13 protein-coding genes and 1 pseudogene are annotated in these 14696 nt (G+C 36.2%); 6 read left to right on the forward strand and 8 right to left on the reverse strand.

Annotated features, from left to right (window positions below):
- Positions 1-69: 69 nt before the first annotated feature.
- The 5 genes from QNJ50_RS10590 to sufB all read right to left on the reverse strand — a co-directional run bounded on the left by QNJ50_RS10590 (position 70) and on the right by sufB (position 6052).
- Complete coding sequence (locus tag QNJ50_RS10590; RefSeq protein ID WP_300635051.1) at positions 70-411, reverse strand: hypothetical protein; 342 nt, start codon at positions 409-411, stop codon at positions 70-72.
- Positions 412-821: 410 nt separating this feature from the next.
- Positions 822-2084: a cysteine desulfurase gene (locus tag QNJ50_RS10595; protein WP_300635054.1), complete on the reverse strand. Its 1263-nt coding sequence runs from the start codon at positions 2082-2084 to the stop codon at positions 822-824.
- 120 nt (positions 2085-2204) lie between these two features.
- The gene (gene sufD, locus QNJ50_RS10600; RefSeq protein ID WP_300635056.1) at positions 2205-3632 is read right to left on the reverse strand and encodes a Fe-S cluster assembly protein SufD; all 1428 of its coding nucleotides are present in this window, start codon (positions 3630-3632) and stop codon (positions 2205-2207) included.
- Complete coding sequence (gene sufC / locus QNJ50_RS10605) at positions 3632-4420, reverse strand: Fe-S cluster assembly ATPase SufC (protein ID WP_300635058.1); 789 nt, start codon at positions 4418-4420, stop codon at positions 3632-3634. The genes sufD and sufC overlap by 1 nt, the downstream gene beginning before the upstream one ends.
- 192 nt (positions 4421-4612) lie before the next feature.
- Positions 4613-6052: a Fe-S cluster assembly protein SufB gene (sufB, locus tag QNJ50_RS10610; RefSeq protein ID WP_300635060.1), complete on the reverse strand. Its 1440-nt coding sequence runs from the start codon at positions 6050-6052 to the stop codon at positions 4613-4615.
- Between the two features lie 241 nt (positions 6053-6293).
- Here sufB and sufR point away from each other — a divergent pair, with 241 nt between their 5' ends.
- Together sufR and QNJ50_RS10620 are read left to right on the forward strand one after the other, a co-directional pair.
- Positions 6294-7103, forward strand: a complete 810-nt coding sequence (gene sufR / locus QNJ50_RS10615; protein ID WP_300635062.1) for an iron-sulfur cluster biosynthesis transcriptional regulator SufR — start codon at positions 6294-6296, stop codon at positions 7101-7103.
- A 235-nt stretch (positions 7104-7338) separates the two neighbouring features.
- On the forward strand, positions 7339-7599 hold the full coding sequence (locus QNJ50_RS10620; RefSeq protein WP_027843137.1) for a hypothetical protein: 261 nt from the start codon (positions 7339-7341) through the stop codon (positions 7597-7599).
- Between the two features lie 386 nt (positions 7600-7985).
- Here QNJ50_RS10620 and QNJ50_RS10625 read toward each other — a convergent pair whose 3' ends face one another.
- On the reverse strand, positions 7986-8174 hold the full coding sequence (locus tag QNJ50_RS10625; RefSeq protein WP_300635068.1) for a hypothetical protein: 189 nt from the start codon (positions 8172-8174) through the stop codon (positions 7986-7988).
- 719 nt (positions 8175-8893) lie between these two features.
- Positions 8894-9223: a YbjQ family protein gene (locus QNJ50_RS10630; protein WP_300635070.1), complete on the reverse strand. Its 330-nt coding sequence runs from the start codon at positions 9221-9223 to the stop codon at positions 8894-8896.
- 380 nt (positions 9224-9603) lie between these two features.
- On the opposite strand from QNJ50_RS10630, the gene QNJ50_RS10635 reads away from it, so the two are divergent.
- Together QNJ50_RS10635 and QNJ50_RS28570 are read left to right on the forward strand one after the other, a co-directional pair.
- Positions 9604-10290, forward strand: a complete 687-nt coding sequence (locus QNJ50_RS10635; RefSeq protein WP_300635072.1) for a tetratricopeptide repeat protein — start codon at positions 9604-9606, stop codon at positions 10288-10290.
- Positions 10236-10361: pseudogene (locus QNJ50_RS28570) on the forward strand (hypothetical protein); the annotation flags it as partial. The gene QNJ50_RS10635 and the pseudogene QNJ50_RS28570, both read left to right, overlap by 55 nt.
- 22 nt (positions 10362-10383) lie before the next feature.
- Here QNJ50_RS28570 and QNJ50_RS10640 read toward each other — a convergent pair.
- The gene (locus QNJ50_RS10640) at positions 10384-11277 is read right to left on the reverse strand and encodes an ABC transporter ATP-binding protein (protein WP_300635074.1); all 894 of its coding nucleotides are present in this window, start codon (positions 11275-11277) and stop codon (positions 10384-10386) included.
- 1287 nt (positions 11278-12564) lie between these two features.
- Here QNJ50_RS10640 and QNJ50_RS10645 point away from each other — a divergent pair.
- Both QNJ50_RS10645 and QNJ50_RS10650 read left to right on the forward strand, forming a co-directional pair.
- On the forward strand, positions 12565-13650 hold the full coding sequence (locus tag QNJ50_RS10645; protein WP_300635076.1) for an AAA-like domain-containing protein: 1086 nt from the start codon (positions 12565-12567) through the stop codon (positions 13648-13650).
- Between the two features lie 5 nt (positions 13651-13655).
- Positions 13656-14687, forward strand: coding sequence for a hypothetical protein (locus QNJ50_RS10650; RefSeq protein ID WP_300635078.1), 1032 nt, complete (start codon positions 13656-13658; stop codon positions 14685-14687).
- Positions 14688-14696: the final 9 nt, after the last annotated feature.

Raw genomic sequence — 14696 nt, forward strand, 5'->3', positions numbered from 1 at the left:
ATAATTTATACCCATTTGTTTTAGTAAATTATCTAAATTGAATTAAAGCAATAAACTCATTTTCAGCACTTAGCGATCAGTTGGAATATTGGTTCTCATCATCAATACTTCCCCAGCAATAGAATCTTTTATCGTCTCATATAGCTCGGGATTCTTTGTTTGTAATTCCTCTAAAGTAATATCTTGAGCCACAACTTCACCATCTTTATTATGAATAGTGTAAGTTTTGTTGCTATTTATAGTAATTTGTTCGTTCCTAGTTTCAATAGAACCCAAAGCAGAAGGTTGAGAAATATTACTTTGATTCTTTTGTTGAACAATTACTTCTGTTTTTCCCAATACTTTCCCACTAGTAACAATGGTAATTAGAGCTAAGGATACAGCTAATCCGAATAAAATTGAACGTTTCATAGCTCACCTCTTCAGGTTGGGCAGTATATCTATTTAAATAACACAGGTTTATAACTAAAAGTTCCAGAATAATTGTATATTTTATTTTTTAATATTTTTCTTTATAGCAAAGAAACAAATGGTATCCATTTGAATTTGCATTGTTTATAAAACGGGACAGGGAACAGGGAAAAAGGAACAGATTCAAAAAATAATATGTAAGGGTATTTATTGAAATTATATTTATTGAAATTATATTTTTTGAAATTAGTATCACATTTTGCAAATACGCCTCAGGTACAAACAAAGGTAAAAAGTAATAGGTAATAAAAGAATAATTACCCATTACCAATTACCAATTACCCATTACCAATTACCACTCATCGCGCCAGCGATGCGGGCGTATACCAATTACCCATTACCTCCAAAAACTAACCCAAAAAACTACTAAAAAATTCTATAGTTTCCTTTAATGCTTTAACAAAAACATCAATTTCCTCACGGGTGTTGTAAAAAGATAAGCTTACTCGTGCAGTTGCAGGAATATCTAAATGACGATGCAATGGTTGAGTACAGTGATGTCCGGAACGTATTGCTACACCATATTCATCTAGGAATGTAGACAGGTCATTTGCATGAATTTGACCTGCGGTAAATGCTGCGAGCGCAGCTCTTCCTTCACCATTCGCATCAGGTTTAGGTCCGTAGATTCTAATTTGAGGGATTTTTCCTAGTTCTTGGAACAAGTATGCTGTTAACTCTGCTTCATAAGCATGAATTTTATCCATACCAATAGTGGTAAGATAATCCACTGCTGCACCCAAAGCGATCGCTTCCCCTATTGCTGGGGTTCCCGCTTCAAATTTATGTGGTAATTCCCCGTAGGTAGAATTATCTAAATATACATCTGCAATCATTTCACCACCACCCAAAAATGGGGGCATTTCTTGCAAGATTTCTTGTTTACCATATAAGAAACCAATCCCTGACGGAGCACACATTTTATGTCCCGATGCAACTAACCAGTCGCAGTCCATATCCTGCACGTCAACAGGCATGTGGGGCACGCTTTGGCAGGCATCAATTAATACTTTTGCTCCCTGTTGATGAGCCAAATGACAAATTTCTTTTACTGGATTGATGCAACCCAAGGTATTAGAAACGTGAGCCACAGAGACTAACTTGGTTTTATCGGAAAGGAGTTGTTTAAAATGTTCGAAGTCAAAAGTTTCTTCTGATGTGAGTTCAACGTGCTTTAATACTGCACCCGTTTTTTGGGCGACAAAATGCCAAGGAACAATGTTACTGTGGTGTTCCATCACCGACAGAATAATTTCATCACCTGCTTGCAAGTTATTCATCGCCCAACTGTAAGCAACCAAATTGATTGCCTCAGTCGCGTTACGGGTATAAACTATTTCCTGACGTGATGATGCATTAACAAATTTAGCAACTTTGTCTCTTGCTCCTTCATAAGCATCGGTGGCTTTACCACTCAAGCAATGAGCGCCACGATGAACATTAGAATTATACTGCTGATAATAATCTTGAAGTGCATTAATTACCTGCAAAGGTTTTTGAGAAGTTGCAGCATTATCTAGATAAACCAAAGGCTTACCATTAACTTTCTCCTTCAATATGGGAAAGTCTGCACGTACTATATCTACTAGAGTTTTTTCTTTTGCTAAAGTCATGTTTATGGTTCTAGGTATTGGGTATTGGGTATTGGGTTTGGGGTTTAAGTTTTAAATTCTTCCCTGGGAACACGTCACAAAATTTGAGTTTTTAAGCACCAAGTTTTAAGTACTAAGTTGTTAAGCACTCATTTGATTAACACTTTGAATAAGACTCTCTTGTAATGAGGCTACAGGTATTTGTTTAATAATTTCGGTAGCGAAAGCATCGATTAATAAATGATGTGCGGCGTTTTCATCTATACCTCGACTTTGTAAGTAAAAAATTTCATCATCTTCTAGTTGACTAACTGTAGCACCATGGGCACATTTAACATTATCAGCAGTAATTTCCAGTTGGGGTTTAGTATCAATTCTGGCTTTAGAAGATAACAATAAATTACGATTTAACTGGGATGCATCGGTTAATTGTGCAGGTTTAGGGACAATTATCTTACCATTAAATACTGCATGAGCCCTATCGCCAATAATCGTTTTGTGCAATTGTTGACTTTTCCCATAGGGGAAATTTAACGCGATCGCACTGTGAGTATCTGCTAACTGTTGTTTGGAAATAACTGTCAAACCATTGAGTGTGGTTTCAGTTTGTTCGCCAGTTTGCAAGATTTCTAAATTGTGGCGCGATAATTTTCCACCCAAACTAATTGCATTACAGGAATAGCGACTGTAACGGGCTTGGGTAACAGCAGTTTTACCAATATGGAAAGCTCCTGCAGCTTCGCGTACAACCCGAGTATGATGTATGCTGGCGTTATCTTCTAGCCAAATTTCTGATACAGCGTTGTTAAAGTAAACTGATTCTGTAGCTTTATTTTCAAGAAATTCGGGATTTCCATACTCTTCCACCAAAGTTAGTTCGGAACCACTTTGAGCAACTATTAGACAACGAGCTTGGGAGATTATTTGCTCGCTACTAGCAGTTAGATACACCAGATGAATCGGTTTTTCTACCACAACATTTTTGGGTACCCATACTACCGCTACATCATTGAACCCAACAGTATTGAGTGCTGTAAATACTTCCAGAGCACCTTCAGATTTTGCTAAATATTTCTGGATTTTCTCCCCGTATTCTGCGGGTAAATCGCCTAAATTGCTTACTATAACACCATCTGGCAAATCTGCGATCGCTGATAATTCAGGTGTATAAATCCCGTTAACAAATACTAAATGATTAGAACCTTCTGGTTGGGTATCCTGTAAATTTGCACCGTGGTTGGTTTGTACGGGATGAAATTTTACCTGTTTCAATCTTGACAAATCGGTAAATCGCCATTCTTCCTCGCGGGTGGTAGGAATAGTTGAATGACGTACATAATTCACTGCGCGATCGCGCACTTCTTGCAACCAAGGAAATTTAGTTTGTAAAGATATACCATGGTCATTTTGTAGAGACGTACCAGAGCCTGCGGCGTCGGCGTTAAGCCTCTGGTACGTCTCTACATTTTCCAATAATTCGCTCAGATAAGCATCTCGATCTAACAAACTAGATACTAAATTATCTGCATTGGAGTTAGGAACTGGGCTAGGAGAAACTTGAATTGTCATTATACACCCACCTCAACTTCTGCTTCTTCCAAAATCCAGTCGTAACCGCGAGATTCTAATTCCAACGCTAATTCCTTACCGCCAGATTTAATAATTTGTCCCTTCGCCATCACATGAACATAATCTGGGACAATGTAATTGAGTAAGCGCTGGTAGTGAGTAATCATCAAAGTTGCATTTTGAGCGCTAGTTAATTGATTTACCCCATTTGCAACAATTTTGAGCGCATCAATATCCAAACCAGAATCTGTTTCATCCAAAATCGCTAAGGTTGGTTCTAGTAAAGCCATTTGCAGAATTTCATTCCGCTTTTTCTCACCACCAGAAAAACCTTCATTTAAACTACGACTCAAGAAAGCCGAGTCCATTTTCACAACTTCCAGCTTTTCTTCAATCAGATCGTCAAAATCAAAAGCGTCAATTTCTTCTAAACCCTGGGCTTTGCGCTTGGAATTATAAGCAACCCTGAGGAAATCCAAATTGCTCACACCGGGAATTTCTAAGGGATACTGGAACGCCAAAAAGATACCACTTCTCGCCCGTTCTTCAGGTTCAATTTCCAGCAAATTCTGTCCCTGAAAGATAACTTCTCCACCAGTTACCTCATAAGTTGGGTGTCCAGCTAAAACTTTAGATAAAGTGCTTTTTCCAGAACCGTTAGGACCCATAATTGCATGGATTTCACTCAAACGGATTTCTAAATTTACACCTTTTAAAATTGATGCGCCATCAACTTCTGCTGTCAAATCCTTGACTGACAGCACCACTTCGCTATTTTCACTAATCATGCTCTCGCTCTCTTTAAATTATTATTTTTTCTACTTTAATTTTTTCTGTCTTGATGTGCGTGTAATTTATAGCGGCGAATAGCAAGTTAATAAAGTCCAGAATAAATTTCCCTTCGTCATATACAAAGTTGTTTTGACTTCTGGCTCCTAACTCCTGGCTTCTGACTCCTGCTATATTTCTCGCACACCAAATTAACCAACACTTCCTTCTAATTTCAGACTTAATAGCTTATCAGCTTCTACCGCAAATTCCATCGGCAATTGGTTAAATACATCTTTACAGAAACCGCTAATCATCATTGTTACGGCGTCTTCTGCAGAAATACCCCGTTGGGCAAAGTAAAATAACTGATCTTCACCAATCTTAGAAGTAGAAGCTTCGTGTTCTATTTTGCCGCTATTATTTTGAACTTGGATATAAGGATAAGTATTAGCATGGGCGTTATCCCCAATCAACATTGAGTCGCACTGGGAATAGTTACGCGCACCTTCAGCTTTGGGATTAACTTTCACCAAACCCCGATAGCTATTACTAGATTTACCAGCAGAAATACCTTTAGAAATAATTGTGCTGCGGGTATTCTTACCAACGTGAACCATTTTGGTTCCGGTATCTGCTTGCTGCATGTTATTGGTTAGCGCAACTGAGTAAAACTCACCGACAGAGTTGTCACCCACCAAAACACAACTAGGATATTTCCAAGTGATTGCAGAACCAGTTTCTACTTGGGTCCAAGAAATCTTAGAGTTTACTCCCTGACACAAACCGCGCTTAGTAACGAAGTTGTAAATACCGCCTTTACCGTTTTCATCTCCGGCATACCAGTTTTGTACCGTAGAATATTTAATCTCGGCATTATCTAAAGCCACAAGTTCTACAACCGCCGCATGTAACTGGTTGCTATCGTACATGGGCGCGGTACAACCTTCTAAATAAGAGACGTAACTACCTTCTTCAGCTACAATTAAAGTACGTTCAAACTGTCCGGTATCCCCACTATTAATCCGGAAATAGGTGGATAATTCCATTGGGCATTTAACCCCTTTAGGAATATAAACGAAGGAACCATCACTAAATACCGCACTGTTAAGCGCCGCAAAATAGTTGTCAGCAATGGGAACTACACTACCCAGATACTTCTTCACTAATTCCGGATGTTCATGTAAAGCTTCCGAAATCGAACAAAAGATAACTCCATCCTCTGCCAATTTTTCCTTAAAAGTTGTTGCGACTGAAACACTATCAAAAATTGCATCCACTGCAACATTCGCCAATCGCTTCTGCTCTGACAGGGGAATACCTAGTTTCTCAAAAGTTTCCAAAACTGCAGGATCTACTTCATCCAAACTGTTGAGCTTTTCTTTCTTTTGTTTCGGTGCAGAATAATAAATAATATCCTGATAATTAATTTCTGGATATTTTAAACCACTCCACTTCGGCTCCGTCATTTTTTGCCACTGACGATAAGCTTTGAGGCGATATTCCAGCATAAAATCCGGCTCATTCTTCTTCGCCGAAATCAGTCGAACTACATCTTCACTGAGCCCACGAGGAATAGTATCAGCTTCAACATCAGTGACGAAGCCGTATTTGTAAGGCTGGTTAACTAAGGTTTTAACAGTAGCGCTCATCGTAGTTTTTGTTGTGTTCGGTTAACAAATGTCTCTCTTTAAGGATGGAAGACGAGCTATTGGTAGCTAATTTTCCCAAGCAATGACCGGATGGTTACACTGCTGTTACAATAATCATAGATATTAAAACAACAAACTTGTTGTTTAAGGTATCTTCATTCTAAGATAGATTAACAACAAAGTTGTTGTTTAAGTCAGTTTTTTTTCAAATAGTCATTTTTTTTGATTTTCTAGGACGAAGATGGCGAGCACTCAACACCAACAGTCCTCAACCAAACAAGAAATTTTAGAGTATCTCTTAAAGCACGTCCAAGGTACAGCTTTAGAGTTAGCTACCGCTCTGGATATTAGTCCCCAAGCGGTTCGTCGTCACCTAAAAGATTTGGATGAAGAAAAACTAATCTTGTATTCATCGTCCGTCCAAGCAGGGATGGGACGTCCACAACATGTTTATCAACTTAGCTCAGAGGGGAAAAATTATTTAAACTGGGTCGCAAGTCCCCAGAATTCTGGTGATGGCTATGGTCAATTTGCTGTCTCCTTGCTTGATACAATCGCTCAAACAGTGGGGAAGGATCAAGTCAGCACAATTTTAAAAAAGCAATGGGAACGTAAAGCCGAAGAATATCGCAAATCTTTAGGGAATGCTCCCCTTTCTAAGCGGGTAGCAACCTTAGTAGAGTTGAGAAAAGCCGAAGGTTACATGGCTGAATATCATCCGATTGAAACAAACGGTGTAACATTAGGTGACAATGGGAAAAATAATAGTTCTGGGAATATAAAGTCTGAAAGTAAAAAATCCGAAAGTAAAAAATCTGAAAGTACAAAACCTGGAAAGAAAAAATCTCAAACGAAATTAAGCGATCGCTTTATGATCGTCGAACATAATTGCGCTATTTCCAATGTAGCGGAGTCTTTCCCCAGCGTCTGCGGACATGAATTAGAAATGTTTGCTGCAGCTTTACCAGATTGTACGGTAGAAAGAACCCATTGGATGATAAACGGTGGCGAGCATCGTTGTGGTTATTTAGTACAAGCAAAACAAAAATAATCTTGTATAAAGACAAGGGCTAACACAAGATAAGAATTAACAATTTAAAGATTTACTTTTTCAAATTAAGTTTTTTACATTAATTCCAAAAGCCTTAAAAACTCCCAAAGCTTTAAAACTTCAAAAATATCCATAGTTATCCATCCGTACTTAGTTTGACTGTTTTGCCAATCTAAGAAATACTGTTATTTACCATATTGTTAAGCTTCCCAGGAATGAGTTTGCAAGGAAATTTATGAATGTACCACCGCAACAACCATCAACTCAGTTTTTAAGCTTGGAAGAGTCAGCTAAAGTTGACGCAGCTTTGCTTACTTCACCAGAAAAATTTTTAACTCGACTGACAATATCATCTTTGAAAGTCTTAACTCATATCGCAGAAGAATATGGTGTAGAAATCAAAGATTTAACCACACCACAGATAATTGCTTGGTTCGAGAAAGATAGCAAAATTCGTCAAGAACAAGGAAGTGAAGCTGCTTATTTGAAGTGGTAACTACTTCTAGTTCCAATTATGAAAAAGTTTGACACTGGATTTTCTAATGATTTTGATTATCCAACTATTTCGATTGGGCGATCGGGGGTTTGATTGCTCACAAAAAAATACTACATCAATAATTACAAAATACTATTTAAATCATAGCTTTTGTCTATAGAGATAATTCTATCTGCACTTTAAAAATATATTTTGCTTATCCGGACATTCTTTTCAAACAATAAATCCGGTTCAGTATTTTTATTACACGCATTAAAAAAATACTCTAATAGTAATTATTTGGTCATAGCTTTCAGGATTTGCCAACATCCTAACCTGAATTATTTAGTTACACAACAGATAATTTAAAGAAGCATAGTCTAGGAATCAGCAGATAATTCCTCATTCTAGACGTAGCATGCTACGTCTCTACCACTTCTGACTTCTGACTCCTGCTCGTCTGTCAAGACGCGGTCTGTTCTGACTTCTGACTTCTGACTTCTGACTTCTGACTTCTGACTCCTGACTTCTGACTCCTGACTTCTGACTCCTGACTTCTGACTCCTGACTCCTGACTTCCAAACCTTTACTTTCACTTCATCAAAACAGCAATTATTCTTTAATTTTTCTTTGCGGAACCTTCATGCGATCGCAAACGTCATCTATTAACTATCTAATCAGTTTTAAGTAATACACCTCCCGCAATGCACATACCATTGCTCAAAAACGACAAATACAGGGGAATAATCTGCATTAGACGACGATATTTAACCGTTATTCACTTTAAACTTTTACACCTGAAACATTAAACTCCAAGTTTTTATGGGTAACTTTAATTAAATAAAATACCAATTTAGTTGAGTTTAAGTATTTATTGTTACTCATGTCCTTCATTGCATCACAACTGAAATATTCATAAGATTGCTTTACAGATAAATGATTAAATAGAATGAACTTCAAACATTATTGATATCAAAATCAGAGGATTAGCTTTGAGTAGGATGGCTAATAAATTTAAACAATTCAATGATAATCAATTAAATTGATGTTTGTTTATTTATTAGTCCAAGAAAGATAAACATGAATATATAGCAATTAAATAAAAAAAATAATCCTGTTGAGTTCGAATATAGATTGAAGTTTTTTTATATAGGAATATATTAGATACAAAACCCTTTGGTTGTGATAATATCTATTATCTCTGATGAATCAAATTTGAGGTGTATATTGTGGACATATTTTCCTAATGTCCACAACCATAAAAAAAGTGAGATGCTCCTGGTTATAAATTTATTCAGCAATAATTATGAACTGTTTATTGAGAAAGTTTCACTGCAGTTCCTGTAGCAGTAATTAACATCAAAACCCCTGACTGATCTACATTTATGGTTCCTGTATCTATTTCAATACCGATAACTGCATCTGCTCCTAAACGTCGTCCCCTTTCTTTTAATTTATCTAATGCTTTTTCTTGACCTTCCTGAAATAGCTTTTCATAACTACCTGTACGTCCCCCAATAACATCGCGAATACCCGCGAAAAAGTCACGAAGAAAATTACTACCGTAGACGACTTCTGCTGTTACTATCCCTAAATATGATTGGACAATTTTTCCTTGGATTACATCAGTTGTACTTAAAATCATTGGTTCACCTTCTAAGTAAATAATAGAATAATTAATGGGTCACGAATTAGAAATATTTTTACTACTTATTTATTTGATAAATAAAACATTTTTTCAGCCCGATAGTATAGAATTTTATCTTTTTAAGGTTAGACATTAGATATGCTATAAATGTAGTCTGAGGAGTGTTTTCATCTGGATTATTCGAGTTTTGAGAATTGATTTTTTTACTTGTAAGTCTTTTTTATTTACCAAGTGAGTATCAGTGAGGATATTGATGCTTCATAAATCTTTTGTAAAAGTAATCGCATAGAGTTTTCAAAAACGAATAATTTTGTTTTAATGTACATGCCACTACGGAATTCGTGAAAAAAGTTGCAATAAGAATCAGGTAAATTACTGTGTATAATCGAAAATCATTTTGGCTAAGTGTTCTCGTTATAGGAAGTATTGGGATAACAATCCCCTCAGTTGCTCGCGCAGAAGTATTGGTGGCTCAAAAACGCAGTACTTCCCAGGTTAGACAATTACTTAATGAAGGACGTCGTTTGGTAAATGCGCGTGATTACAATGGTGCAATATCTGTTTATCAACAAGCTGCAACATTAGAACCGAAGAACGGTAGTATCTTCTCTGGGATAGGCTACTTATATGCACAGCAAGGAAATTTTTCTGCGGCTTTAGCTGCGTATCGTCGTGCGGTTGCTCTTAGTCCCAACAATAGCGATTATCATTATGCTCTGGCTTACGTCAGCGGTAACATGGGTGATAATAATAAAGCTAAAACAGCTTACCGTAAGGCAATCCAATTAAACCGGAATAATATTAATGCTTACTTGGGATTAGCTGCGATTCTATTAAACCTCAGAGAGTTTGAAAACGCGAAGTGGGCTTTCGAGCAAGCAATGAAAATTGACCCCAGAAATGCTAAAGCTCATGAATTGAAAGGAGCGATGTTAATGAAACAAGGTCGTTCTAGAGAGGCAAGAATGGAATTAAAAAAATCTCTCAGTCTTTACGAAACCCAGAAAAAATGGGAGGGTGTCAGTCGAGTAGATTCCATGCTCAGAGAACTAGGTGGAGCATAAAAATTTATTTAGCGTGTACTAATCTAAGTGGTATTTATCTGAATGGTATTGATCTAAATTACATTGTTCTGAGTAACATTAATCTAGATAAAGTTAATCTAATTGGCGTCCGGTTAATTCGACAAAAATATCTTCTAAATTTGAAGGACGTACCATCATTCCTGTCTTATCTTCTTGTTGGTTTAAATATTCATTCGCTTCTCGCAAGGTGGGGAAAAATAAATATTCCCAATGCTCCCCAACTTGCTTCACCAGTAGACCTTCACCACTTTCAGAACGTAATTGTTGCAAGGTTCCTAAAGTAATTAACTTACCGCTGTCCATTATTCCTATTCGCCCAGGTTTGCGATCGCCTGCGGCTGTGCGAACACCCGAAGCTCCACATAAATATTCTACTTCATCCATATAATGGGTGGTCAGTAGTATTGTCATTCCTTGCTGATTCAGACCTTGAATTATTTCCCATAAACGTCGTCTAGTTTGAGGGTCTAAACCTACAGTAGGTTCGTCCAAAAATAATATTTGTGGTTGATGTAATAAAGCTCTTGCAATTTGTAAACGTCGCTTCATTCCACCAGAAAGAGTTTTAACTAAATCGTTTTTCCGGCTTCCAAGTTCTACATATTCTAACCATTGATTAATTAACCGTTGTCGTTTTGGGTTAGAAATATGATGCAAACGTCCTTGAAATTCCATATTCTCCCATACAGTTAAATCCCCATCAACGCTGAGGGATTGTAATACAACTCCAATACTTTGCTTGACTAACATTGAGTCATGTAATACGTCATACCCAGAGATTTCAATTCGTCCTTGGGATGGTTTTGTAAGTGTGGTAAGCATTCTAATAGTGGTGGATTTTCCCGCACCATTGGGACCTAGTAATCCAAAAATTTCTCCTTTTTCGATAGTAAATGATAAATCTTTGACTACAGAGCGATTATTGTAAGTTTTATAGACCTTTTCTAGACTGATCGCAGCATTCATTAGATACTTTTCTGATATGTAAGTAAGTAGGTGGGAAAAAAGTAAACTATGTAAATAAATATAAAATATCTGTATTTGGCTCGTAGTAGCGCTAAAGCGCTATTACAAACAAGTTATGATTTTTATTACTAACATACTTATATTTATTTGAAATATTTTTTGTCAAATATTTTTATTAGCAAATAATTACTTTTATTTCTTCATATAAGTTTGAGTTTCAAATTCACCAGGTTACTATTGTTCTGCTCAATTTCCATTATTCGGAACTAGAATAAATACAAATGTATATCGCTTATCACCAACTACTTAATTAGTAGAGAATTTGATGTTTAGCTATTTGATGTTTATTTATTTGCGTCAATTCGTTCCACTGCCAAGCTTGTCAAAGTATTATTGGTCTTTCGTGATTAGTTTTGAAAGCTTTATCACATTACTACATGATTAATAAATTATTTTTACTATATTTAATATAGCGTAGAGCCGACATGTTATAACATCAAGGGCGGAGGTGAGAAAATCGTAAAATTGCAAAAAAATAGGAATTACCCAAAATTTAGATAGTAACCAGTTCGGTGACAAGCTGGCTTAAATAGACATCTCCGGAAAAGAATGTAGAGACGTACCAGAGGCTTTGCCGACGCCGTAGGCTCTGGTACGTCTCTACAAGGATTTTGGGTTACACATATTTAATTTCCGGAGAGGTCTAATGTAATCTTGCAATATTGGGAATAGATCGGAGTAAAGCAGAACTTGATCGCCATAAACTAGTCAAGAAGTAAATTTATAAGGCTAAATATGCGTTTATATTTGATTTTCAAACCTAAACAGCAACAAAAAATACAATGCAAAAAAAATATCAAACGTTCCGGAATCTACTTACTTTAGGCAGTAGTAATAAATATCCAATTAACTCTTAGCCTTCTATATTGAAGTTCTATATGTAACAGATGGGGACTATCCCACTTCCTTTTTATCTCTACCATGAGCCCAGTTGCAATTGTGACTGGGTTTTGGTGATTTAAGGGTTAATTAACAGAACTAATAAATCAGTAAATAAAATACGGCGTTGCATAAATGAGGGATGAATTTAAAAATTTATCCCAGAGTCTAGCCCCCTAAATCCCCCAATTCTGGGGGACTTTGAGAAATATTCCCCCCAAATTTTGGGGGTTAGGGGGGCAAATCATCCTCTAATTAAGCAACGCCATTTGCTTGATTGTTGCTCTCTAGACATGTCCTTGAAGAGATAAAAATTATAATCAGTATCAAAAGTTACGAACTATTGAAATGCATCCAACCAACCCATTTGTGGCTGGTCCAAAGCTACAAAATCCACAACTATTTGTAGGTAGAAAGGAAGAATTACAAGCAATATTTTCTCGAATGAGTGGCGTACAGCCAACTAGTGTAAATATAGTTGGAGAAAAACAAATTGGTAAATCTTCTCTGTTATATTACTTTTCTCTAATTTGGTCAGAAAGGGTTAAAGACCCTAATAAATATGTAGTTATTTACGTATCTCTCAAGAAAGCATCTTGTCAACAAGAAGAAAATTTTTATGAGATTGTAGCGCAAAAGTTATTAAGTTGTTCGGCGGTACAAGTAAAGCCTGTTTTAAATCAGCTTTTAGGACAAAAGCCTCTGAATAGAATTGGGTTTTCTAGAGCAATAACAGAGTTTGAAAATCAAGGTTTACTTCCAGTTCTTTGTTTGGATGATTTTGAAAATCTTTTGAAATATCAAGAAGAATTTGATAACGGATTTTATGATAATTTACGAGCGTTGATGGACAATAATGTTTTGATGCTTATTTTAGCTTCTCGTGAAATATTGAACATTTATGCTGATAAGTATCGTTTTGTCTCCAGCTTTTTTAATGTTGGTCATGTAATCCAGTTAGATAGATTTACCCCAGATGAAGCAATTGAACTAACGAAATTACCTGACACTAATGGGAAGGATAAAAAACCGGCTTTAAATCCTGACGAACAGAAACAAGTTTATACTTGGGGACAACTACATCCTTATTTGTTACAACTTGCAGCTTCATACTTATGGGAAGTTCGCCATAATAATAAAGGTATCAGATGGGCGAAAAAACAATTTGAGCAACACAAAAAGCTATTTGAAAAAGAGAAAAGAAGAAAATCTATTCATCTTAGTCCGACAATAAAGCAGGAAAAAATTAATAAAAATAATCCTATTGAGGTGTTCACAAAATTACCTAAATTAATTGGTGAATTTCTTGATGCTTTGGAAAATTTTACTAAAAGTATTATTGGATTAATCACTTTAATTTTATTGACTTTGGTCGCTGCAAATTTTTTGTCTTGGCAGACTTTTATCAAGTTATTGAAAGACTTAATTAACTAGTAATTATGAATCAAAATATATTCATATCAAATATTCAAACTCATCTAAGTGAATGTGCAAGTATTCTGTATCATTCATACTTTCAGCCTTACAGTTTCCAGAATTGGCTAATTCAAATACATCCACAACTAAAGCCAACAGATAATCCCTTTAAGTATCAAACTGATTTTGCTAATAATCCTCCTTTAAAAAAGTATGCAGAACAAGTTTGGTGGATAACTGCTGTTGTCCCTCTATTAGTTGTTTCAGTAATTGGATTCTTTATACAGTTAGCATTTGGTAATTTTAACTGGATATTGAGCTTACTTTTTTTTATCGGTTGGTGGATGGGTTTAGCTTTAGCACGTACTGATAATAAAAGACTGGAGACATGGTTCAAAGGACTTTTTGTTTTTGTCCTTGCAATGCTTATACTTGCTCATTATTTAGTACCATCTCAGGTGCAAGTTATTGGTTGGGGTACTGCTTTAGGTGTTGCTTGGGGAGTTGCTTGGGGTATTGGATGGGGAATGATTTTAGGGATCGCCCTAATATTAGTGCTAGGTATTATATTTGTTATTGTGTTGAGCCTCATTAAATGGCGTTTAGCTTGGCAAGTTGGCTCTATAGTTGCTTCTAGCACGACATCAGGGGTAGTTTTAGGTTTAGTACTGGGAGTATTGTTTGGTGTTGGTTGGGGATTAGACTCAGATCCTAAATTAGTTGAATGTATAGGAATATTGTTCCTTTTAGTTCCAGCTATTCTTTGGTTGGTAGAGGTGATATGGATTTCAGTACTTTTCTTAATTTCTCTGCGTACAGACGCCGCATCTTTGCTGCTATATTTACCAGTTCGTTTCGATCAACGTATCATCATACCATTACCTTTTATGGCGCAGATGATTGCGACTGCTTATCTCCAAAATCAAGCGATCGCTCGTGAAACCATTGATTATTTGATAAATTCTACAAATCAGCAAAAGATTGCAACAGATGCGATTGGAAAAATTGCTTTAAGCAATATCATTAATGGTTTCACATTTTTTGATACTGCTTAAAGCAATTTT

Origin of the sequence: Mastigocoleus sp. MO_188.B34, from assembly GCF_030065675.1 — a bacterium.
In the GTDB taxonomy this organism is placed as follows: Bacteria; Cyanobacteriota; Cyanobacteriia; order Cyanobacteriales; family Nostocaceae; genus Mastigocoleus.

Excerpts from the sequence above, each read along its gene's own strand:
- QNJ50_RS10645 (WP_300635076.1), top strand. The coding sequence starts at position 12,565 with ATGCATCCAACCAACCCATTTGTGGCTGGTCCAAAGCTACAAAATCCA.
- QNJ50_RS10620 (WP_027843137.1), top strand. The coding sequence starts at position 7,339 with ATGAATGTACCACCGCAACAACCATCAACTCAGTTTTTAAGCTTGGAA.
- QNJ50_RS10630 (WP_300635070.1), bottom strand. The coding sequence starts at position 9,223 with ATGATTTTAAGTACAACTGATGTAATCCAAGGAAAAATTGTCCAATCA.
- sufR (WP_300635062.1), top strand. The coding sequence starts at position 6,294 with ATGGCGAGCACTCAACACCAACAGTCCTCAACCAAACAAGAAATTTTA.
- QNJ50_RS10590 (WP_300635051.1), bottom strand. The coding sequence starts at position 411 with ATGAAACGTTCAATTTTATTCGGATTAGCTGTATCCTTAGCTCTAATT.
- sufD (WP_300635056.1), bottom strand. The coding sequence starts at position 3,632 with ATGACAATTCAAGTTTCTCCTAGCCCAGTTCCTAACTCCAATGCAGAT.
- QNJ50_RS10650 (WP_300635078.1), top strand. The coding sequence starts at position 13,656 with ATGAATCAAAATATATTCATATCAAATATTCAAACTCATCTAAGTGAA.
- sufB (WP_300635060.1), bottom strand. The coding sequence starts at position 6,052 with ATGAGCGCTACTGTTAAAACCTTAGTTAACCAGCCTTACAAATACGGC.
- QNJ50_RS10640 (WP_300635074.1), bottom strand. The coding sequence starts at position 11,277 with ATGAATGCTGCGATCAGTCTAGAAAAGGTCTATAAAACTTACAATAAT.
- QNJ50_RS10595 (WP_300635054.1), bottom strand. The coding sequence starts at position 2,084 with ATGACTTTAGCAAAAGAAAAAACTCTAGTAGATATAGTACGTGCAGAC.
- sufC (WP_300635058.1), bottom strand. The coding sequence starts at position 4,420 with ATGATTAGTGAAAATAGCGAAGTGGTGCTGTCAGTCAAGGATTTGACA.